The 22,243-nt window shown below is 45.9% G+C and carries 22 protein-coding genes, 1 other RNA gene and 1 pseudogene; 4 read left to right on the top strand and 20 right to left on the bottom strand.

The window, feature by feature from the left end:
* Positions 1–50: 50 nt before the first annotated feature.
* The 8 genes and pseudogenes from ACMXYX_RS03590 to rsmI all read right to left on the bottom strand — a co-directional run bounded on the left by ACMXYX_RS03590 (position 51) and on the right by rsmI (position 9,649).
* Positions 51–3,851: an SIR2 family protein gene (locus ACMXYX_RS03590; RefSeq protein ID WP_415906499.1), complete on the bottom strand. Its 3,801-nt coding sequence runs from the start codon at positions 3,849–3,851 to the stop codon at positions 51–53.
* 115 nt (positions 3,852–3,966) lie between these two features.
* Positions 3,967–5,202, bottom strand: a complete 1,236-nt coding sequence (locus tag ACMXYX_RS03585; protein WP_415906498.1) for a hypothetical protein — start codon at positions 5,200–5,202, stop codon at positions 3,967–3,969.
* Positions 5,203–5,517: 315 nt separating this feature from the next.
* Entirely contained in the window at positions 5,518–6,219 is a 702-nt protein-coding gene (locus ACMXYX_RS03580) for a hypothetical protein (RefSeq protein ID WP_415906497.1), read from the bottom strand.
* A gap of 114 nt (positions 6,220–6,333) precedes the next feature.
* A complete protein-coding gene (locus ACMXYX_RS03575; protein ID WP_415906496.1) occupies positions 6,334–6,885 on the bottom strand; it encodes a recombinase family protein in 552 nt (183 codons plus the stop codon).
* Between the two features lie 187 nt (positions 6,886–7,072).
* Positions 7,073–7,939, bottom strand: coding sequence for a tyrosine-type recombinase/integrase (locus ACMXYX_RS03570; protein WP_415906821.1), 867 nt, complete (start codon positions 7,937–7,939; stop codon positions 7,073–7,075).
* A 327-nt stretch (positions 7,940–8,266) separates the two neighbouring features.
* Positions 8,267–8,380, bottom strand: a pseudogene (locus tag ACMXYX_RS03565) (hypothetical protein); the annotation flags it as partial.
* A gap of 52 nt (positions 8,381–8,432) precedes the next feature.
* Positions 8,433–8,784: RNase P RNA component class A (gene rnpB, locus ACMXYX_RS03560), an RNA gene on the bottom strand.
* Positions 8,785–8,815: 31 nt separating this feature from the next.
* Positions 8,816–9,649 (bottom strand): 16S rRNA (cytidine(1402)-2'-O)-methyltransferase, encoded by an 834-nt coding sequence (gene rsmI, locus ACMXYX_RS03555; protein WP_415906495.1) that lies wholly within the window; start codon positions 9,647–9,649, stop codon positions 8,816–8,818.
* Positions 9,650–9,685: 36 nt separating this feature from the next.
* Here rsmI and ACMXYX_RS03550 point away from each other — a divergent pair, with 36 nt between their 5' ends.
* Genes ACMXYX_RS03550 through ACMXYX_RS03535 form a run of 4 tightly spaced genes read left to right on the top strand, consistent with a single transcriptional unit; the run spans position 9,686 to position 13,073 of the window.
* On the top strand, positions 9,686–11,506 hold the full coding sequence (locus ACMXYX_RS03550; protein ID WP_415906494.1) for a penicillin-binding protein activator: 1,821 nt from the start codon (positions 9,686–9,688) through the stop codon (positions 11,504–11,506).
* 9 nt (positions 11,507–11,515) lie between these two features.
* Entirely contained in the window at positions 11,516–11,875 is a 360-nt protein-coding gene (locus ACMXYX_RS03545) for a YraN family protein (protein WP_415897603.1), read from the top strand.
* A gap of 20 nt (positions 11,876–11,895) precedes the next feature.
* Entirely contained in the window at positions 11,896–12,486 is a 591-nt protein-coding gene (locus ACMXYX_RS03540; RefSeq protein WP_415883626.1) for an SIS domain-containing protein, read from the top strand.
* A 2-nt stretch (positions 12,487–12,488) separates the two neighbouring features.
* Positions 12,489–13,073 (top strand): BON domain-containing protein, encoded by a 585-nt coding sequence (locus ACMXYX_RS03535; RefSeq protein ID WP_415897602.1) that lies wholly within the window; start codon positions 12,489–12,491, stop codon positions 13,071–13,073.
* Between the two features lie 71 nt (positions 13,074–13,144).
* Here the strand turns inward: ACMXYX_RS03535 and ACMXYX_RS03530 are convergent, their stop codons facing one another.
* The 12 genes from ACMXYX_RS03530 to ACMXYX_RS03475 form a co-directional block, all read right to left on the bottom strand.
* Complete coding sequence (locus ACMXYX_RS03530) at positions 13,145–13,579, bottom strand: ClpXP protease specificity-enhancing factor (protein WP_415897601.1); 435 nt, start codon at positions 13,577–13,579, stop codon at positions 13,145–13,147.
* 83 nt (positions 13,580–13,662) lie between these two features.
* Positions 13,663–14,301: a glutathione S-transferase N-terminal domain-containing protein gene (locus ACMXYX_RS03525; RefSeq protein WP_415890413.1), complete on the bottom strand. Its 639-nt coding sequence runs from the start codon at positions 14,299–14,301 to the stop codon at positions 13,663–13,665.
* An 85-nt stretch (positions 14,302–14,386) separates the two neighbouring features.
* A complete protein-coding gene (locus ACMXYX_RS03520; protein ID WP_415893564.1) occupies positions 14,387–15,163 on the bottom strand; it encodes a cytochrome c1 in 777 nt (258 codons plus the stop codon).
* A complete protein-coding gene (locus ACMXYX_RS03515; protein ID WP_415890411.1) occupies positions 15,163–16,410 on the bottom strand; it encodes a cytochrome b in 1,248 nt (415 codons plus the stop codon). Before ACMXYX_RS03515 ends, ACMXYX_RS03520 begins: the two co-directional genes overlap by 1 nt.
* A complete protein-coding gene (petA, locus tag ACMXYX_RS03510; RefSeq protein WP_415883620.1) occupies positions 16,410–17,012 on the bottom strand; it encodes a ubiquinol-cytochrome c reductase iron-sulfur subunit in 603 nt (200 codons plus the stop codon). The genes ACMXYX_RS03515 and petA overlap by 1 nt, the downstream gene beginning before the upstream one ends.
* A gap of 269 nt (positions 17,013–17,281) precedes the next feature.
* Positions 17,282–17,674 (bottom strand): 30S ribosomal protein S9, encoded by a 393-nt coding sequence (gene rpsI, locus ACMXYX_RS03505; RefSeq protein WP_286239726.1) that lies wholly within the window; start codon positions 17,672–17,674, stop codon positions 17,282–17,284.
* A 14-nt stretch (positions 17,675–17,688) separates the two neighbouring features.
* Positions 17,689–18,117 carry a 50S ribosomal protein L13 gene (rplM, locus tag ACMXYX_RS03500; RefSeq protein ID WP_415883619.1) on the bottom strand — a complete coding sequence of 143 codons (429 nt, stop codon included), beginning with the start codon at positions 18,115–18,117 and terminating at the stop codon, positions 17,689–17,691.
* A 290-nt stretch (positions 18,118–18,407) separates the two neighbouring features.
* Positions 18,408–19,520 (bottom strand): cell division protein ZapE, encoded by a 1,113-nt coding sequence (gene zapE, locus ACMXYX_RS03495; RefSeq protein ID WP_415883618.1) that lies wholly within the window; start codon positions 19,518–19,520, stop codon positions 18,408–18,410.
* A 297-nt stretch (positions 19,521–19,817) separates the two neighbouring features.
* Complete coding sequence (locus ACMXYX_RS03490) at positions 19,818–20,534, bottom strand: LrgB family protein (protein ID WP_415906493.1); 717 nt, start codon at positions 20,532–20,534, stop codon at positions 19,818–19,820.
* Complete coding sequence (locus ACMXYX_RS03485; RefSeq protein ID WP_415897598.1) at positions 20,521–20,895, bottom strand: CidA/LrgA family protein; 375 nt, start codon at positions 20,893–20,895, stop codon at positions 20,521–20,523. Before ACMXYX_RS03485 ends, ACMXYX_RS03490 begins: the two co-directional genes overlap by 14 nt.
* Before the next feature lie 2 nt (positions 20,896–20,897).
* Positions 20,898–21,473 (bottom strand): TMEM165/GDT1 family protein, encoded by a 576-nt coding sequence (locus tag ACMXYX_RS03480; protein ID WP_415906492.1) that lies wholly within the window; start codon positions 21,471–21,473, stop codon positions 20,898–20,900.
* A 99-nt stretch (positions 21,474–21,572) separates the two neighbouring features.
* Complete coding sequence (locus ACMXYX_RS03475) at positions 21,573–22,175, bottom strand: hypothetical protein (RefSeq protein ID WP_415897596.1); 603 nt, start codon at positions 22,173–22,175, stop codon at positions 21,573–21,575.
* Between the last annotated feature and the right edge of the window lie 68 nt (positions 22,176–22,243).

The raw sequence follows: 22,243 nt of genomic DNA, 5'->3' as shown, positions 1-22,243 counted from the left end.
CCAGCTTATGTACCAGCACGCACAGCATAATCCCGCGAACTAAAAGCGAATCAACTTCGCTCTACAAGATCAAGGAGGCGCAAGTAGCGTGGGTCCGAAGTAAGAGCCCTATCGCTCTCTGCTATCACATCCAAGACTTTAGGCAACTCATACGGTAGCTTTGCTAATACACGAGGAGTAACTACGTCCATAAGATCTAACACCACCTCAGGGTACCGCGCAGTAAGCGACTGTCCATTCACCTCGCGAGCAAACATATGAAATGAGTGTTCTCCAGTCTCTACAGGGACCAAGAACTTTCTTACGACTTGATACACTAGAGGAAAACTCTCCCCAGCATCAGTAAGAAGGCAAACCCACGCCCTAACCGAAACTGCTGTGCGATACTTCCGCTCTCTTGGCCAAACTTCGTCAATAAAAGGAATAACAAGCTGGCCCCACCCATTCTCGTTACTATCACCAACCTTACCTAGCCAGAAGATGAAACGATTTCGAGCACCATCAGAAATAGATCGAAGGACATTCCTCATCTCTCCCTTGGTCAAGCCTTCAGGTGCATCGGGATAAAAAATCCGCATAAAGCCAAGCCACTGGGCCGCAATTTGAGATTCATCCTTATCCCATGAAAAACCATCAATCCACGGAAACAAGTCAAGCAGCAATGGTTTAATTTCCTTAGCCAAGGTCGGTGATAAACCTCCCCCGCTATGAAGCAAGCCGCTCCATGCAGGCTCTGAAGCCGAGTATTCAAAACTCAACATTGGTAAGAGCCTAGCCCTAACCCAAGAAGGATCGACAAACATAAGCCAATTCAATTTACTCATCGTAATAGATACTGCGTGATCTCTCCCCTCTCTCGGAGCATCAAAGAGCAGTTCGATACGACTTTTTACCGGCTCTGGTATCAGTGAATTAGCCTCTTGTTGCTCACCGGGCACAGCACTATATAGCGCATTAACACACATTCCCAAAGGACCGTTACACGCGTGGTGGTAGGTACGATTTGACCTCTCGATAGCACCACCATCCAGAAAAATCTCACCCAAGTCACTACCCTGAGCCTCACACGCTGCACTCTGTATACCTTCAACGACATGGTCGTAAACAGCCCAACCAAGATGCTCATCCAGTGCGATAATCGAAGCTAGATTCTTCTCAAGCCACCTTCCTAAGTCGTACCTTAGGCCCACAACCACCTCGCGAGGTAAACGAGATATTCTGCGAAGAAAGACATACCGCAGCCTAAGCGAAACATCTTCAGGAATACCTACAATTAAAGACGACCAAAACTCTTGCCTATACTCCCCTTTTTTTCCTGCAAGTGATAAAGCTAACAGCGCCTTTCTTGGATTAGTTTTCACAAGCCCAGCAAAAGGGCGTTTGTCAGTGAGGCTACGAAAATCCCTATTCAGCTGCCCCTCAGCCTGCACCAAAACTTCATTGACCGGAAGATCTAAAAGCACCTCGGGGTTTTCATCTGTACCGATCCAACCACCATGTGATCCATTCTCCACCACTATTGACGACGCCCAGCTATCAGCCCAACGCGGTATTTTCTCAATTAATAAAGTAAGCCGCTCAAACTGAACTAACGGAAGTACCGCGCCCTGCAACTCTAGATATTTTCCATACTGAGCCGAACGAACATTACTTTTCTCAGGGTACTCATCATCGCTCCAATGAGCTAATTGGTCTGGCCCAGCGAGAATTCGATCCAGAAGGCGGTTACAATGATTCTCAGTAAACTCTCCCCATCGATCCGAAAGCAAAAATAGAAGCTCGCGCACTACATCACTATCCCAAAAAGCATCCTGATCCAATGCAAGCACAGCTTCGACAACATCTTCAGCTGAAAACAGATGACCTTTTGATAGAGCGAATAACTTTAACTTACGGAAAAAATATCTATCGTTTGCAGACCAGATAACAGCATGACTTGCAGCAAGCTCAGGTTGTAGATCAGATAACCGCTCGAAAAGCTGTACAAACAACGCCAAAACTTCCGCTATATCATCAACAAAAGGCTTACCATCTACCTCACGCTCCGGATACAAGATAGGCATTGAAACGCCCGTAGACTCAACTTCCTCTAACAACCCTGCAGCAAATATAAGTTGCTCTTCCAATATGCTAAAAACAGTGGGTAAAACCTCATCAGGAACCTCCAACTCTTCCCCGTGCCTTTCTAGCATATGTATTTCAAACACCCCTAGATCACGAAGTGACACACCTTCCCAATCACCTTCTGGGGGCTTAGAACCAGCTAGACCTAAACGCGCTCCAATTTTAAGCCTAGGACTTGCAACCTTTCGGAAAGCACGAAGCACACTCGGACTCCAGCCCTCAACATTGACTCTTTTCTTAAAATCGAACCAATCACCTCTCCACTGCCCGCCGTCGGACGCTCGGTGGTATTCAATAATCAAATTCCAAGCATGCCTAGCGCGCTCATGAAGGCCCTCAGACCTCCTAACCTCCCACTCTATATGCTCTAATAATCTTGGGTGTAAACTTATTTGACGAGCAGCCCACCAAGCTAGAACGGGACTATGAACGGAAGCGCTGATCCATGTAGCAAGATGACCGAGGCGAACGGGAATTACTTGAAAAGCACCGGAATAAGCCCCGCTCAGATGGTGCGACTCGCTAGGGTTATCGTCCCCATCACGCCAAGACAGAAGATTATCGGTGGACGTTCTTTCTCGAAGCCCTGTATCCAAAAGCTGCTGAAGGTCATCGTCTAAACCATATTCAACAACTGGATCGAATTCTTCGGCGTCCTCGCCATATCCACGACTTTTATCCGCCAATCTCAAATGCCCATCAAGCACACATATCCACTCTGGGTGAGCTATAGGTCGAAGCTCCGAAAAAAGTTTGGCGCCTTGAACCGTACGAAGAACATGAGCTACTTGGCCGCGCTCAAACGGAAGCATACTCTTTGGGTCCATTAGGCTAGTTTCAATTACAGAAGCCCTCCATCTACGCGGATCGTCTGAACGAACAGCCCAAGCCTCCATCGTTTCCCAAAGAGCAGAGTGCTCAGAATAACCTATAGCCGTTACGCCACGATCACGCCATTTAGCTTCGATATCTACAGGAACTCCCCGTTCAAAAGCATATAGACGAGATGAATCATACTTCCCATCGTGATTCAGCCCCTGTAAAAGATACTTTACCGGCGGGTCTTCAGCCTTATACCCGACAAGGACCACAGTGTAGCGCTCCAGCAAGCCTCTAATAAATTTGGTTGCCCAACCTTCAGATAAATATGCACGACCAAAGTCAGCACTACTCAGTACGTAGGGGTGATGAACAGAACTCTCATCTGCCAACCTCCCATGAAGATAAGTCACTCCCTCTATAGTGGTTCCGAAATCGAGATCAGGAAACGACGGAGGGACATAAGGAAGTAAATTGTCATCCCCACCCTCGAACAGAAGGTCGAAGTTCGTTGTAACAATCTGTGGCATGCCACTTTGGCTAGACGAAATCCGCTTAATCAAGCCATGTTCTCTACCTACACCATCCGCTTCTGAAGGAACCCTTAAACGCTCAGAAACCAAGGCATTAACTTCATCCTTGCCATACTCTTGGTGGAGCAAGTTAAAAATCTGATCTAGTGGCATATTTGCCCCAGCAGGATCATCCAACCAAGGCTGAAAAGCTGTCATTACTTCTGATTCTTCTGGAGGATCGAAGAACTCTATTACATATCGAGTGAGACCGATAAAATCAGGCATACCGGAAGGAGATGAAACCCCCGCCCCACATAGGAAAACAACACGCCCAGCATCACACCGCTCTAAAAGAATATCAGGTATACTTGGTCCATCAGAATGAAATTTCATAGGCAAATTCTGTAAGTCACAGTCCGTGTAATAGCAATAACAAACCTAAGAGATATCAGATACCCGCCCAAACACGCAAGCACGGGCCACCCTTTACTTTCCATAACTACTCCCCCTAAGCCATCCAGTCTTTTAGAAGCATCCTCATTCGCGATGATGGCAAATAAAGCTCAATGGGCTTCCCATCCCTAATCGCAGACCTAAATACCCATTGAAGTAGTTCCGCTAGAGCATAATCATCATGAGACGGATTGACCCCGCGCATCTTCCGGCAGAAGTTATACAGCGCCGGTGTCATATAGATATTTCGTAGGTAAACGAGGTGTTTACGGTCCCGAAACTCATTCGTTGCCCGTTTATTACACTCGATGAACGCACCTTTAAATCCCTTCGGCGTTAATGACTCTTTGAATCTCAGTACACAGGACCACATAGCTGTATCTGCTTTGGCCTTATATTTATTCTGAAGAACATTCCGAGCCGCTTTCGAAATCTCTTCCATTTTTGCTGGAGTCCGATCAGCCATCCACCCTGTCGCAAATGCATTTGTTCTCTCCCCTACTGCATTCAGCTTTTCGTCTTCTAAGAGCGTAATGAGCCTCGCTATTGGCTTGACTGCCTCCGCCTCCAACTCCTCGCTCCATTCAACCAACTGCTTCTGCCCATCGATGGTCATCTTAACCGGTTCAACTCCATTCCCTTCAAAATACGCAGCCATTAAAGAACCAGAGAAGAGATAGGTAAGCACTGTTACCTGCTGAAAGGCATTCAGTATCTCAATAGGAAATTCCCAGAACATCATCCCATCTGTATGGTCATCATCTCCCATTCTAAAAAGCCGTCGGGAATCACAATCTTCTTTAAGTTTGGTGAAAGTCGAGTCATAGCGAAGCTTTCTTTCGCCGTTCCACTCAAGACCACCATCTTCAGCAACTCGTATAAGACCCGAGTCCACAAGTAGCATGATGTCATTTGAAGATAACTCTCCGTCCTGCGAACCGTATTCACGTAGGCAGTTCACTGTCTCATCAATGATCAGGTGATATCGATTACTCTTCAGAAGCTCCAAAGTCTTATCATTCCACCTAGTGAAAAGCGCATGTGTAGACGCAATGTTCTCCTGAGCTTCCAATAACTCATGAAGCGTAGCCAGGTTGCTTTTTTCACTATTCTTAGTCTTCTTAAAATCCAACTCAGGGACTTCATTCGTGAACCGCTCAACCTCGTCGAGATACGGCGTAATTACGAGGAACCTATCCTCTTCGGGATTGGCTTGACGCAACTCTTCAATGATTTTGGTTGTCTTACCTGACCCCATGACGGAGTCGATAACACGATATTTTGCTGTCATGTGCTTCGCTTAATTCAGGTGTGATTTTTTCAGGAAAAGAATGGATATATTTTTCCTAAATTGACTAGAAGCCCTAGTATTCATGGGCCCTACAGAGCATTCGCCTTATAGATATATAGGTCTACTTAAAGCCTGACACTAAAGACTTTACTATTGTCAGACGACCATCATTCATAGCTATCTTAGTAATATTATTCATATAAGTCATAGACTTAGGAAGACCCTAGAGAGCAATGTTGACTATATGATCTACCTTGATTGATATGGTAAATGGTCATCAACTCTTAAGAGACTATAGCCAGACTCTATGTACACCTAACAATGTACAAGCAGACGTTTAGCCACCAGCTCAAGCGCACTTGACGTCAACAACCAGTCAGACTTAACTCTCCTCGCCAACTCTCTAGCTGCCCGTAACGGAAACCGACCATGTGGTGCTGGCGTATCGTCTTTCTTCAGTCTGACCGAAGGTAACGACTTGTAACCCAAGCCTCTCTTACAGAGGAACAACGCCTCCTGATCTTTGGTCTCAAACCCTTGCGGGTACAACTGAACAACACCTACGACAGCAGTCATGTGCAACAGCCAATCGATTGGGTTCCTTTCCTTCGTAATTAACTGATGATGGTAATAATGATGTAAGAGCCAGATGTCAGACCTACGTGCCAGCCTTGGGTCTCCTATACCGTCCCACGATGCATGTCGTTTAGCTCTCTCAAGTACTGAAGCCTGACTTGCTATAGCACCGTTGCGCTCTCTGATCAGCTCCAGTACGACCTGACGTACAGCTTTGTAGATCGATGCGTATGGCTCTTGTTTCAGACTTGGAACCTTACTATTGAATGCACCATGATCAATCAGCCTTCGTGAACATGGATTGCAGTACTTACCGAAGAACCCCGAGTCAGCGCGGCGTAGCTTGTTGTTACACCCAATGTGGCTGCATGTACCCGCTGGGTTGGCGTACTTCATGGCTGGCTTGGTGCGTTGTGTGTTTCCTATGCGTGGTAACGTCATGTGATTGATAACCTCTCTCGTTAAATTGGTAGGAGACAAGGCTGACAAAGAGACATAAACAGAACAGTGGTCAACCTTCTCCTAGGGCGTGGGTTATCAAATGAACAATTAATACTACGTAGCTTCAGCCTTGATCTTGTAAACGGCCGCACGACTAATGCCGAAGGTCATCGCTACGCTGGTGGCTCCCTGACCATCGTGGAGAGCATCGAGTACAGCCTCCCGATCTATGACTCTCTTACGTCCAAACTTCACGCCTGACGCCTTCGCTGCCTCCCGACCTTCGTTAGTACGCTCCATGATTCGCTCACGCTCGGCCTGAGCTACAGCAGCAAGGATCGTCACGACCATCTTACCCATGCTGCCTTCGGTACTGATGCCATCATCAAGGAAACGTACAGACACGCCACGTTCATGCAGGTCATTGATAATCTTGATCATGTCAGCCGTATCACGTCCTAGCCGATCCAACTTCTTCACCAAGATCACATCACCTTGCTCAGCACGACCAAGCAGCCGCTGAAGACCTTCACGCTGGTCATCCTTACCGCTAGCCTTGTCTGTAAACACTCGGTCAGAGCGCACACCAGCGCCTTCCAGCGCAGTCACTTGTAGGTCTAGCTTCTGTTGATTGGTACTCACACGCGCATACCCAAGTAACGCCATGTCGATGTCTCCTATGTCGATTCGTAAACACTCACCGTCTACGAACTGCTGATCTACGATTTAATACACACTCTCAACTGGTGACTTCATCACGTCTACGAACTTATGACATCGTAGACACCCCATACGGGGGGGGATTGGCTAACAGCCTTCTATCAGAGAACGCCCACAGATTTTTTGCAGATTTTTAAGCTTCGTAAGTAATGCAGTCGATGACCGACAAGACGTCCTTCATCTGGAAACTATGCGTATAGCGGTCAGTCACACCAGCACCGGTCTTCTCATGACCAATAACTTGTTGGAGTAACGGCGTGTTAACACCTGACGACCTAATCTTGGTGATGACCGTATGACGTGTAGAGTGGAAGACAAGACGCTCGCCCATATCAGTCTTGTGAACATCGAGCAGCGATGCGAAGTTATCCGTAACACGGTTTGGGGTGTTAGCAGCTATCGGGAATATCAGTTCAGAACCTTCTCCGATCCAATCCAAAAACCCTTCTTCGACCAACCTGTTATGTAGCGGTACGACCCGTTTAGCAGCCTTGGTCTTGCCCTTATGGATTACGAAGTAATGACGCTGAGTATCATGGCAGAACCTTACGTCTGTTGGGCGCAACGCAGCGATCTCAGACCTTCGAGCACCCGAGTACAACGCTAGCTTCAAGAACCATTCAAACCACTCTGGCTTGGTCTTCACTCTCTGAATGACGCCTCTGACTTGCGCATCATTGAGACACCCAAACCTGCGATCCTGCACCTCCCACCTCACGCCTTCGGTAGGTGAGACTTGAAGAATGTCTCGCTCCCTGACCATGAAGGAGTTAAACAAGCCTTGCGCTAGCTTCAGGTGCTCCTTGACTAACTTGTCAGAGATTAAGTCCGACTCAGGGATATTACGCTTGAGCATCTCTCGAATGGTCATACGACTGTACGGGCGCTTGTTACGCACCGGCAACTTAGAGATCGACTCCAGCGCAGAACGAATGTCAGACTTGGTGATACGTGTTACAGCAATGTCGCCAAGGAAATGCTTTAGGTTGTCGAAGAGCACTTGATTGTTCCTCGCCCTCCTATCCGACCAGTTCTTCCACGCCACGAACTCAGACCAAACCCTTGATAACTTGGGGCCTCGCGGCGTCTTCTTAGGCTTCACCACGGACACAACCTGAGGCCTCGTATAACCGCCTGTCAGCGCTTGATACTGTGCTTTAACCCATTGCTTAATCCCGTCAGAGAAATCGAGCAGGCGCGCGCACAGCTCCTCGACAAGAGACGAGTCACTACAGCGACTTAAGACATTCAGAAGAGACTTCTTCGCTTCAACCAAAGACACCGCTTCCGAGAATGATGACGTACGCAGACTGCGCTTAACCTCAACAGGAAGCCACGGGCAAAGTGAACGTAGATGCTTAGGGTAAGCGTAACGGAAGTAGTAAGTTTTACCACGAAGAATAACGTGGGGGTGACGGCTCTGTACCAGATGTTGTACCATTTTCTCAATGCTCCCAATGGGCGCTTAACCCATTGAAAACATAGAGAAAAAAGCGAAGAGATTACCGATAAGCCGGGTTCTGTCGTGGACAATCATTCATCTGGGATGCATATCACTATGCACCTCAAGCAACCTACCCGGTTCCAGCGCGGGTCACGCCTATAGGAACCCTATTTGGTCTTGCTCCGAGTGGGGTTTACCATGCCGTGGAGTGTTACCACCCACGCGGTGCGCTCTTACCGCACCATTTCAACCTTACCGGCATCCGAGGATGCTTAGGCGGTATATTTTCTGCTGCACTTTCCGTCGACTCGCGCCGCCCAGACGTTATCTGGCACTCTACCCTTTGGAGCCCGGACTTTCCTCCACCTTCTAAAGAAGACAGCGACTGCCTGGCAAACTCCTCGGCGCGAATTCTAACAAAAGCTAAATCAGTTAGCGATCTAAAGCCGCCTGATAAAGCACTTTTTTCTTCAAACCGGTAATTTTCGCAGCTAAAGAAGCCGCCTGACTCGCCGGTAGCTCTGCAAGAAGAATATCCAACACCTCTAAAGCCTTAGCATCCAGTTCAGCTGCGCCTTTATTTTCTATACCGTGAACCAAAACAACAAACTCACCGCGCTGCTGATTAGAATCATCCTCCATCCACTCTATGACAGCATCCAACTTATCCACATGGATCGTTTCATATGTTTTAGTCAACTCACGAGCAATCCCCACAACACGCCCACCACCAAAAACTAACTGCATATCTTTCAGAGAAGCCAGAATACGATGCGGGGATTCATAAAAAATCAGCGTTCGCGTTTCATCGACCAACCCCTTAAGCTGCTGTTTACGTCCACTCGACTTATGCGGCAGAAAACCCTCAAAGATAAATCGATCTGTAGGCAAACCTGCAGCTGACAGAGCCGCTATAAAAGCCACACAACCAGGAACAGGCACGACCTTAAAACCCTGTTCTCTAACCCCCTGGACTACAACATATCCAGGGTCAGAAATTAGCGGCGTTCCAGCATCAGAAATGAGCGCAACACTGGCACCAGATTGCAACTGGTGTACAATCGTCTCAATTCGCTGGCGTTCGTTATGCTCATGGACGGAAACAAGGCGGGTATTGATACCGAAATGCGCCATCAGACGGGCACTATGACGTGTGTCCTCAGCAGCTATCAACTCAACTTGCTGCAAGACCTCAATAGCGCGAGGTGTCATATCCTGCAGATTTCCTATTGGCGTTGCTACAACGTACAGTGCGGGTTCTAACATTACAGATACCATCTTAAAACGTGGGTTGCGAAGTATATGAAATTTCAGTGGCGCCTGTCTCTTTCAGCAATTTTAATCAGCACAATTATTTCTGGCTGTTCAGTTAGTACGACATCCACGAAACCAACGCTGACTGCAGCTGAGCAAGACCAACAACAAGTAGAAAGCCTGCTTAAAAAAGCAAATTCTGCAAAACCGATTAAATCTGCTCAATATCGAGCAGACGCTGCGAAGATTTTACTTAGCCTAGGCCGCAAGCAGGAAGCTGCTGCCGTACTTAGCCAAATAGATGTTGCCCTCCTAGCCCCATCCCTTCGCTTTGATATCGCCAAACTTCAAGCTGAAGCTTCTCTTGAACAAAACCAACCTGAACAAGCTTTGCAACAACTCAACAGGCTAAATAGCTCATCTGAGCTTAAACTCCTGACTGAGCAAGAGATTCAAATTCTCAAGCTGCGCGCCCATGCCTTCCAGCTACAACAGCGACATTTTAGCGAAGCCAAAGAACTGATCCGACTAAGCCAACTGCTCGATACGGACGAAGCAAAGCAAATCCTGCACGATCAGATCTGGAATAGTTTACTAAAAATTGAAGCAACCCAGCTTTCCGAACTCATTCGCAGTGGCACTAATAGCTATCATGAGCAAGGCTGGTTGGAGCTAGCTTACGAACTAAGCCTGAATACACAGCTAGACACACAAAACCAAGCGCTTAATAACTGGGCCGTATTATGGGAATCTCACCCAGCCCAAAAGCTACCACCTCAATCTCTTGGCGGACTAGGTGCACAGACATTCTCAGCTCAAAAAATAGCAGTACTATTGCCGCTTGAAGGCAAATTAGCCAAACCTGCCAACGCCATCAAAGAAGGCATTATGATGGCTCACCTACGCAGCCAACAACCAGGCAAAACCTCTCCAGAACTTCTATTTCTGGACTCTGAAAAGATAAACACCCCGATTCAGCTGGCTTCAATCGTTAATGAGCAACAAGTCGATATGATCATCGGGCCTTTAGCTAAAGACTATGTTACAACCTTGGCTGCCGATCAGCACATTCAAGTACCTGTACTCGCCCTAAACTACACCGATTCACCCGCTCGTGAAGGCATGTATCAATTTGGCCTTTCGGCAGAAGATGAAGCCACTCAAATTGCAGAGCGCGCATGGAAAGACGGCATCCGCCGTGCCGCAGTATTAACACCAAACAGTGGCTGGGGCGAAAAAATCAGCAAGGCTTTTGAAGAACACTACACAAGCTTAGGCGGCATGGTTGTTCATTCAAGTAACTTTGGGGATATCAGCGAATTTTCCGAGCATGTGAGTCAATTTTTATCCACAGATAAAAGTAAACAGCGCTACAAGAACCTAAGAAAAGTAGTTTATACCCACAAAATTGAATTTGAGGAGCACCGCCGCCATGATATGGAAGCCATCATCCTCACCGCACTCCCCAATGATGCAAGACAGCTAAACACCATGCTCGCTTTTAACTTTGCAGGCGATCTACCGATCTACGCAACTTCGCACGTTTTCAGTGGCAGCAACAACCCGATCCAAGACCAGGACCTAAATAACGTAACTTTCCTTGGCACCCCTTGGAACCTAAAACCACCATCCCAAGACAAAGTACTTATTTCACAGCAACGCAATGACACAAACAGTCGTTTTGGTCGCTTATACGCTCTAGGTCTTGATGCTTATCGCATCCATCCCTATCTAAAACAATTAAGTGCGGTTCCTGGCACCCAGATCAACGGCGAAACAGGGCAACTTAGTATTAACAACAACGGCCTTGTTTTTAGAACGCTAACTTGGGCCAAATATAAAGACGGCATCCCACAAATTATTGAGTAAACAGCATTCATGGACAGAAACAAGACCGGCAAGGACGCCGAAAAACACGCCGAAAGATTCCTCTCAAAAAACAAACTCACCTTAGTCGAACGCAATTATCATTGTCGCTTTGGCGAGATCGATCTAATCATGTTAGATCGACGCACACTTGTTTTTATCGAAGTCCGTTACCGCAATTCAAAAAAGTATGGCGGTGCAGCAGCTTCAGTTACTACCACCAAACAACGAAAGATCATTAAAGCAGCACAACATTATTTGAGCCATAAAAAGCAATTTTCTAACAATAATTGCCGATTTGATGTCATTGCTTACGAATATGATGCAGCACCAACGGAGCCTCTGTGGTATAAAGATGCCTTCAGAACTTAAGGTAAACGATTAAGGACAGCATGGAACTCGAAGACCGAATTGTCAGCCAGTTTCACAACTCAATGGAAGTTAACGCGATCACCATTGAGCAGTACACTCCACTTATTGCCCATGCTGGCGAACTTTTACTTCATTGCCTTGTCAGTGAGAACAAGATTCTCTGCTGTGCTAATGGAGCCTCCTCATCTTTAGGACAACACTTCACCGCACTATTGATGAATAGATTCAGGCATGAGCGCCCAGGTCTACCCGCAATCAATATTAATTCAGATGGCGCTACCTTAAGCGCGATCTGTGAAGATAGCGGCTTTATGGACGCGCAAGCCAAACAGATCCATGCTTTAGGCCAACCTGGGGACATTTTATTACTGATAACACCTCATGGTCGCTCCAGCAGCCTTGTACAAGCAATACAAGCCGCCCATGATCGTGAAATGACTGTTATCGTCCTGAACGGTTCTGATGGTGGCGATATCACAGCGCTTCTCAGCCCAGAAGAGATCGAGATATGCGTACCTAGCGACGATAGTTCGCTAGTTCACCATGCGCAGTTACTAGTTTTGCACTCTTTATGCGATTTAATTGACTACCAACTTTTTGGAAGCGAATAAACATGATCAACAAAAAGACATTTAGTTTAATTGCAGGGATTAGCTTATCGCTATTAGTTACAGGCTGTTCCGATATCCTAAGTGCCGGAAGAGAAGGTCCTATTCAGGAAGACCCAGGCAATCGAACCGTTGGTTCATACATAGACGATGAAGTGATTGAAACACTATCCATGGTTAACCTTGCCAAGGGCTCAGAACAGATGCAGGCGACTAATATCAGTGTAACAAGCTATAACGGCGTTGTTCTGTTAACTGGCCAAGCACCTGCAGAAAGCGCAAGACAGGAAGCTGAACAGATCGTCAGCCAAGTACGTAAAGTACGCAAGATTCATAACGAAGTAAAAATCTCTGGCGTTTCATCCACTATCGCTCGCACTAACGACACGTGGCTAACCACAAAAGTTAAAGCAGAGCTATTAACAAACGAAGCAGTTGATGGATCTCGCATCAAGGTAGTAACTGATAGCAGCACGATTTACCTTATGGGCCTTGTAAGCCCTCAAGAAGCTGAGAATGCTATCAATATCGTAAGAAATATCGCTGGCGTAGAGAAAATTGTAAAAGTGTTTGAATACGTTAATCGATAAGAGCCACGGTGCGTACTAACCCTTAGTACGCACCTTTAATTCTATAGGTTCAACCCTTCCACTTCCCTCAACTACTTTACAACTTTTAATGACGGCCTTTTTGACTTTGCTGGCTTTTCAGCTTCCTTAGGCTCATCCGCATCCATATCTTCTACGTTATCCAGTATTGCCAACTCCTGCGTATAGCAGTCAACACCTGGCTCACCACCAAAGCCCATACCCTGCCCATTTTCACGTGCATAGATGGCTAAGATAGCCGCCATCGGTACATATATATCCATTGGCTGGCCTGAAAAACGCGCATTAAAAGACAGCGCTCGATCATCGAGATAAAAATCCCGAACCGCTGATGGATTAATATTTAAAACAATCTGGCCATCATCAATAAACTGCGTAGGAACAGTAACATCATCCTGCGTAGCATCTACCAAAAGATGAGGTGTTAAATCACAATCCAATAACCAGTCATACAGTGCTTTAACAAGATAAGGGCGACTCGGCTTCATTTCTTTATCCAAACATTTAACAAATTTACGACATAAAAAAAGGGATGAAACATCATCCCTTTTTTAACTTTACTACGAAACAATTAATCGCGCATTTCACGCTCTGCTTCTGACAAGCTCATTTGGAAAGATTCACGCTCAAATAGGCGTTCCATATACTTAACCAAAGGCTTGCACTGATCTTCTGGAAGATCGATACCCAACAACGGCAAACGCCACAATAGTGGGGCTAGGCAGCAATCAACCAAAGTAAACTCTTCACTCATAAAGAAAGGCTTATCAGCAAAGATCGGTGAAATCGTAATCAAGCTATCACGCAGCTCTTTACGAACCTCTTCTGCTGTATCTTCATCATCAGCCATCGCAGCTTCAATGATTTTATCCGCAAGATCACACCAGTCACGCTGAATGCGATACATGTATAGTCGGCTTTCAGCACGGGCCACTGGATAAACAGGCAATAGTGGCGGATGAGGGAAGCGCTCATCAAGATATTCCATCATCACATTTGGCTCATAAAGAACCAAATCGCGATCCAACAAAGTTGGCAGGCTATTGTACGGATTCATTGAAGTTAGATCTTCAGGAAGATTACCTTCATCACAATCATGAATCTCTACAGCAACACCCTTTTCTGCCAGGACGATACGAACTCGATGGCTATACTGGTCCTCGCCATTAGAGTAGAAGGACATGGAAGAACGTTTTGCCACAACACCCATTAAGAATACCCCTTATTAGAAACAGATACGCGGCCCCTTAAAAAAGAGGCCGCGTTTTAAAGCTCACGATTATATCGTAAAGCTATTAGTGTACATCTCTCCAGAATTCTTTCTTCAGCGCATACGCAAGGAAGAAGAATAGGAACAAGAAGATCAACACGTAAGTACCGATACGCTGAGAATCCAACTTAGATGGCTCACCCATGTAAACCATGAAGTTAACTAGATCATATACTAGCGCATCAAACTCTTCTGGAGATAGCTCACCAGTGCCCTTCTTAACAGAAGTACAGCTAGTTAGCGGCTTGTTAGTTAGAGGATCAATACCCTCACCACGCAAACCGTGAGCGTTCATTTCTTCCCAAGAACAGCTTGCAACAACTTCACCCTGTAGCGGGCCAAGTACGTTTGGCATACCAACGTCTTTAAACACTGCGTTGTTCACGCCCCATGGACGAGACTCATCAGCGTAGAAACTACGTAGGTAAGTGTACAACCAATCTGGACCACGTAGACGCGCTTCTAGCGTTAGATCTGGTGGAGGGTTACCGAACCACTTACCAGCATCGCCTTTATCCATAGAGATAGTCATCTGCTCACCCACTTTGTGATCACCAAAGATCAAGTGTTCAGCAACAAGCTCTGGGTTCATGCCTAAATCTAGCGCAGCACGCTCATAACGTTGGAACTCAGCAGAGTGACAGCCCAAGCAGTAGTTTACAAACGTTTGCATACCACGCTGCAAAGATGCTTGGTTATGCAGATCAACGTCCATCTCATCTAGGTGGCCTTTAGCACCACCTGCAGCACTTGCAGCCATAGGCAGTGCCGCCATTACTAATGCAATAAGAAACTTTTTCATTAGCCTGTAACCCTTTCTGGAACTGGTTTAGTACTTTCCATTTTGGTGTAGATCGGCATCAGGAAGAAGTACGCGAAGTACAGACCTGTACAAATCTGAGCCGCTAACGTACGACCTGGAGTAGATGCAACAACACCTAAGTAGCCCAGAATTACGAAGCACACACAGAAGATCACTAACCACAGTTTGCTCATCCAGCCTTTGTAGCGGATAGATTTAACTGGGCTGCGATCCAACCAAGGAAGCACAAACAAGATAGCAATCGCTGCACCCATCACAACAACACCAGGGAACTGAGAACCTAGGATTGGCGGGATAGCACGTAGCATCGCGTAGAATGGCGTGAAGTACCATACAGGCGCGATATGCTCAGGCGTTTTCAGCGGGTTAGCTGGCTCAAAGTTTGGCGCCTCAATGAAGTAACCACCACCTTCAGGGAAGAAGAAGACTACCGCACAGAAAACAAATAGGAATACAACCACGCCCACAATGTCTTTAACAGAGTAGTAAGGGTGGAATGGGATACCGTCAACAGGTACGCCGTTCTCATCTTTGTTATCTTTAATTTCGATACCGTCTGGGTTGTTAGAACCCACTTCGTGTAGCGCGATAATATGCAGAACAACCAATGCCAATAGAACGATTGGTAGAGCAATTACGTGCAGAGAGAAGAAACGGTTTAGAGTAATACCAGAGATCAGGTAGTCACCACGAATCCATTCAGCTAGTTCTGGACCAACGTATGGTACAGCAGCGAATAGAGATACGATTACCTGTGCACCCCAGTAAGACATTTGACCCCATGGCAATAGGTAGCCCATGAAAGCTTCAGCCATAAGCGCTAGGTAGATTGTCATACCGAATAGCCATACAAGCTCACGAGGCTTACGGTAAGAACCGTACATCATGCCACGAAGCATGTGCAGGTAAACAACTACGAAGAATGCAGATGCACCGGTAGAGTGCATATAGCGCAGCAACCAACCGTATTCAACATCACGCATGATGTATTCGATAGAAGCAAACGCACCTTCAGCAGAAGGATTGTAAGACATAGTTAGCCAGATACCCGTTAGGATCTGGTTAACAAGCACTAGAAGCGCCAATGAACCAAAGAAGTACCAGAAGTTAAAGTTCTTTGGAGCGTAGTATTTAGATAGGTGATCTTCCCACATAGCTGTAGCTGGGAAACGATCATCAATCCAACCCATGATACCTGGGTTACCTTTGTTACGAGAACCAGCCATTATGCAGTCTCCTGATCAATACCTACGATGATCACATTTTCGCTCTCATAGTGATGAGGCGGGATCACAAGGTTACTTGGAGCCGGGGAACCGTTCATTACTCGACCAGAAAGATCAAAACGAGAACCATGACATGGGCAGTAATAACCGCCAACCCAATCTTCACCCTGACCAGATGTAACACCTACTTCAGGAAGATAAGTTGGAGAACAACCTAGGTGAGTACAAATACCAACCAAAACAGCGATATCTTCACGTAGAGAACGCGCAGGGGTTTTTGGAATGTAATCAGGCTGCTGTGCAGGGTTATCCGATTTTGGATCCTGCAAGTTGCTATCTAGCTTAGCCAGATTAGCCAATGCTTCTTCGCCACGACGAACGATCCACACAGGCTTACCACGCCAGCTAGCAATTACCTGCTGACCAGGTTCCAGTTTACTTACATCCACCTTGACAGGTGCGCCGGCAGTTCTTGCCTTCGCACTCGGCGTCCAGGAAGCTACGAATGGGACAGCTGCTCCTACAGCACCAACCGCACCAACTGCGGATGTAGCACCGATTAGGAGACGGCGCCGACCCTTATTCACGCCATCATTGCTCATTAAGTTATCTCCCCTCAATCGACCTTATTTTATATCTCTGCAGGTGCAAAAATATTCTGGCCGCTAAGAATTTTATAGCTACGGAAATCTGTATCTTAAAAATGGCCCAAATAGTAAAGAAATTACCCCTTTCTTACAAGGTGAATTACTTATTTTTCGCCGTACTTTAGGCCAATGTATTGATATAACGCAGTGCAAAAAAAACGCCCACCCCGATAAAGGGGCAGGCGCTTTTTCTGAATCCAAAATCTTTCGAAAAAGATATCGAATTAACGCTTGGAGAACTGTGGCTTCTTACGTGCTTTACGTAGACCAACTTTCTTACGTTCAACCATACGAGCGTCACGAGTAACGTAACCTGCTTCACGTAGAGCTGGACGAAGCGTTTCATCAAATTCCATTAGTGCACGAGTGATACCGTGACGGATAGCGCCAGCTTGACCGAAGCCGCCGCCGCCTTTAACAGTAACAACAACGTCGAACGCTTCAAGATTGTTAGTAAGCTCTAGAGGCTGACGAACGATCATACGCGCAGTTTCACGACCGAAGTATTCTTCGATAGTGCGGTTGTTGATAGTGATAGCACCTGTACCTGGACGCAGGAAAACACGTGCTGTAGAAGTTTTACGACGACCTGTACCGTAATACTGTGTAGTAGACATGATTATCCTTCCCCTTAAACGTTAAGTTCTTTAGGCTGCTGAGCCTGATGCGGATGCTCTGCACCAGCGTAAACTTTCAGCTTCGCATACATAGCGCGACCTAGTGGACCTTTTGGCAGCATGCCTTTAACAGCAAGCTCGATAGTGCGCTCAGGGAAAGTTTCTACCATCTTCTCGAAAGAAGCTTCTTTCAAGCCACCTGGGAAACCAGTGTGGTGGTAGTAAGTTTTATCTTTACGCTTGTTACCAGTAACGCCTACTTTTTCAGCGTTAACAACTACAATGTAGTCACCAGTATCAACGTGTGGAGTGTATTCTGGCTTATGCTTACCACGTAGACGACGTGCAATTTCAGTAGCCAGACGACCCAGAGTTTTACCTTCTGCGTCAACAACGTACCAGTCGCGTTTTACTTCGGCTGGCTTAGCGACGAATGTTTTCATCTGTATAGCCTTTCAACTTTACTCAGATCTCGTTGATTTTATTAATAAAATCGCCCGATCTGACTTATAATTATTTGTTGCTCCAAATTGATTAGAGCAACTCTCTTCTGCCCAAAATTTAAGCAAGCCTAAACTTGGGAGCGCGCATTATATATATGCGCATTCCTTACTGCAAGTAAAAACCAATTAATAACAGTCCAAAATCAGCAACAACTCAAAACCAGCTTTGCTCCACACCCATATAAAAAATGCGCTATAAAAGCACATCTTTTAAAAACATTATCTACAGCTTAAGCTCTATGCTCTCTAGCCAGATACTCATGCGACTGCATCTCAAGCAAACGACTTTGAGTTCGCTCAATTTCGAATTCCAAACGCCCTTCTGAATAAATTTCATGAATTGGCTTTTCAGCACTGATAATCAACTTAACGCCACTATCATAGAATTCATCGACCATATTGATGAAGCGACGAGCAGCATCATCATTTGAGCGACCCAGCTGCGGCACATTACCCACCATCACTGCATGGAATATCTTGCCCAGCTCAATGTAGTCATTCTGGGAACGAGGACCTTCACAAAGCTCTTTAAAATCAAACCAAACCACGTCTTCACAACAGCGGCGTGTCTGCATATCACGGCCATTAATATCCAGAACCTCGGCTTCAACCACCTCTTCTAGATCTGGCGCAAGACTTTCAAAACTGCGGTTTAAACTCTTATCCGCTTCAGCATCTAACGGATAGTGGTAAAGCTCTGCCTGCTCTAAAGCACGTAAACGATAGTCAACACCACCATCAACGTTCACAACTTCTGTGTAACGATTTAGCATATCAATCGCTGGCAGGAAGCGAGCGCGCTGTAATCCATCTTTGTACAATCCATCAGGCACAATATTGGACGTCGCCACTAGAGCCACACCGTTCTTGAATAATTCTTGCAGCAAGCCGCCCAGAATCATGGCATCAGTGATATCTGTAACAAAGAATTCATCAAAACAGATAATTCGAGCTTCTTGTGCGTACTTTTTGCCAATCTCAACTAGTGGGTTAGCCGTACCATCCAGCTCTTTTAATTCTGCATGTACACGCTGCATAAAACGGTGGAAGTGGGTACGCATCTTCTGTTCGAACGGAAGACTGTCGTAAAAAGTATCCATCAGGTAAGTCTTACCACGACCTACACCACCCCAGAAATACAAACCTTTAACCGGCTCTTTCGGCTCCGGTTTTTTCAGCTTACTCTTCAAACGCCCCATTAAACCGACTTTAGGCTCTTCAGCCTTAACCGCTACAAGATCGTCATATAAACGCTGAAGATGCTCAACAGCCATCTCTTGGGCTGGATCATAAGAGAAATCATCGCGCTTGAGGTCTTGCTTGTATCTTTCTAATGGAGTCATGAGATTTGCCAATTTGATCTACTTTTTAACCTGCGCGAACTTTACCGGCGAAAGGATCATTTAGCAAATGCAACATAAGGAGGGGTGTTACTAGGAAACATTTCAATTCAGTGGATAAAGTACAATACAGCTAGAAAGGTTTTTTTCAGCGCAGATACGACTCCCAGAGATGCTCACTTTTAGGCTGTATCGTAGGATAAGTTTCTAGACTAAATAAATTTCGGTGTAAGATGCACCTCCTCCAATAAAGCTTTCTTTGTAGGAGCGGCATCTTACCGCGATAAGACACTCTTGCAACTACAACCCCAACAAAGGCACCAAAACCGGTAGCATAAACGCAGTAAATGCCCCCGTCATTCCCATAGCCAAGCCACCAAATGCACCTGCAACCATTCCGTATTCAAAAGCAAATGCAGTACCCATCGCATGAGCACCAACACCTAAAACAAAGCCTTTTACAGCCTCATCCTTAATGCCTAGCAGACGATAAACAAACGGTGCGATTAAACACCCCATCGCACCTGTAATAAGAACAAGTCCAGCAGCCAAAGAAGGAAAACCGCCCATTTTTTCTGCTACCGCAATTGCGATAGGGGAAGTAACAGACTTAGGTGCCAAAGTTAATAGCAGCTCATCACTCAACCCAAAAGCAACACCGATGAGAATTGCTGAGCTCGCGGCAACAATAGCCCCAACGACACAACCTACCAGTAAAGGCACAAGCAATCGCTTCACAGTCGCGAGGTTGTCATATAAAGGGACCGCCAATGCTACAACCGCGGGACCCAATAACAGGTGAATATACTGCCCACCCTGCATATAGGTCACATAGTCCGTTTCAGTTAGTTTTAGAACAACAATAATCAGTGAGAGTGATACCAATACAGGATGTAAAAACGGCGTTTTTCCTGCTTTTGCATTTATCCAGGACGCACATAAAAAAACTACTAGCGTCACGACAAGCCAAAGTACTGGAAATGTTTGAAAATGAGACCACAACTCAAGCATCATCATCTCCTAAATCCTGCTTAGCACTCGCCTTTTCTTTCGAGAGCACCTTCAACATAAAAGCCACAACAAACATGGTTATCAAAGTACTTACAAATAACGATACCATCAGCTCAAGCCAATAATCGGAAAGCACTCCAAAATAGTTCATCAACCCCACACCTGCTGGCACTAAAAGCAATGGCAGCACTTTCAGCAACCCCTCAGCCGTTACACGCAGCCCTTCTGGCACCTCGCCCCGAATAATCAACCCTACCAGCAACAAAACCATGCCAACCACTGAGCCAGGAATAGGCACACTTGCAGCCGTAACGATGAGTTCCCCAACCAACTGGCATACCAACAAAATAAGAAAACCTTGGATCATATCTACATCACCAATTGTGCTAACTGCCAAAAAGCCACTAAAGCAAAACCAATAAATAACACACCGGCCGCTCGATGAATCCAAATAATGGACAGACGTTTAAGTAAGAATTGCCCCAACCAAACTCCCAGCAACGTCGTAACCAACAACGCAGATGTTCCCGCAAGCCAAACAATCCATGCATTCTCTACAGCAGACATACCCGCTATAGATAACTGCGTTTTATCGCCAAACTCAGCTAGAAATATTAATACAAATACAGACAGAAGCAGGTGCTTACCGATCTTAAGATCACCCTCCTCTTCATCATCCTCAGCACGTAAGGACTGAACACCAAATACCAAAAACAGCGTGCCGACTAGAGCAAATAGTATAGTTTGAGGAAGATAGGCACTTATAGTTGCGCCAAACAAAACGGCCAACAGATTCAAAACTGAAAACGCAGTCACCGCACCTATTAAGACCGGGACAGGCTTATATCTAGCCGATAAGGTCATACAAACCAGCTGACTTTTATCACCAAATTCAGCTAGAAAAATAAGAAGAAACACCTTAAAAAAAGGCTCAATCAGATCCATATTTAACTCTACGATAGAACTAGATTGAGCATCCTAGCATTATTTTAAATCCGGACAATTAAAGAATTGTCAGTAGAAAACTGACTAGAGGGCGTAAAGCTATCTACAAAACCTTTTTTGGTTTTCATCTCTATGCATATACGCACAAATCAGATTGCGTCGTTTATATGCATCTAAGTTAAGCGCCATACCCTTAAAATTATGCTTTAACCCTCGAGAGACATTTGCAGCAATAATATTCTTTTGCTCTACAGACAAATTTGGCCATGACATCGCCCCCGTATGCGCAATTGTAAGATGAACAGATTGCTCCCAAGGGCCATATTTTTCAGCTTTAACTAAGGCCTGATCAAATACCTCATCAAACTCACCAAGATAAGCTTTCATTAAAGCCATATTAGCCCATGTATAGGGCCATCGAGGCCTTAACTGCGCAGCAGTATCATGAGACTGCTTAGCGCTTACAAGGTAAGCCCTCCCTAGGCCATCCACCCCTTTCACTAAGGCCTTATAATATAAGGCTCTAGCCTTAAGCTCATGATACTCAGGGTTTTCACTTTCCCAAGATAAAGCTCGGTCAGCATCGGCGAGAGCCTCGTCTATTACTTTCAAATCAGGCAAGGTCCGCTCCTCTTGCCAAGACTCAATCGCATAACGGGCCTTATAACCATACAAATCACCCATCGCCCAAGACGCAGCCATATAAATACCCATGACACAGAAAAGCAGGCCTATAACAATTGATAATTTTATTAGTGGTGATTTAACTG

Origin of the sequence: Neptuniibacter sp. QD72_48, from assembly GCF_047778065.1 — a bacterium.
Taxonomy (GTDB): Bacteria; Pseudomonadota; Gammaproteobacteria; order Pseudomonadales; family Balneatricaceae; genus Neptuniibacter.
This window is presented reverse-complemented; position numbering and strand designations above follow the sequence as displayed.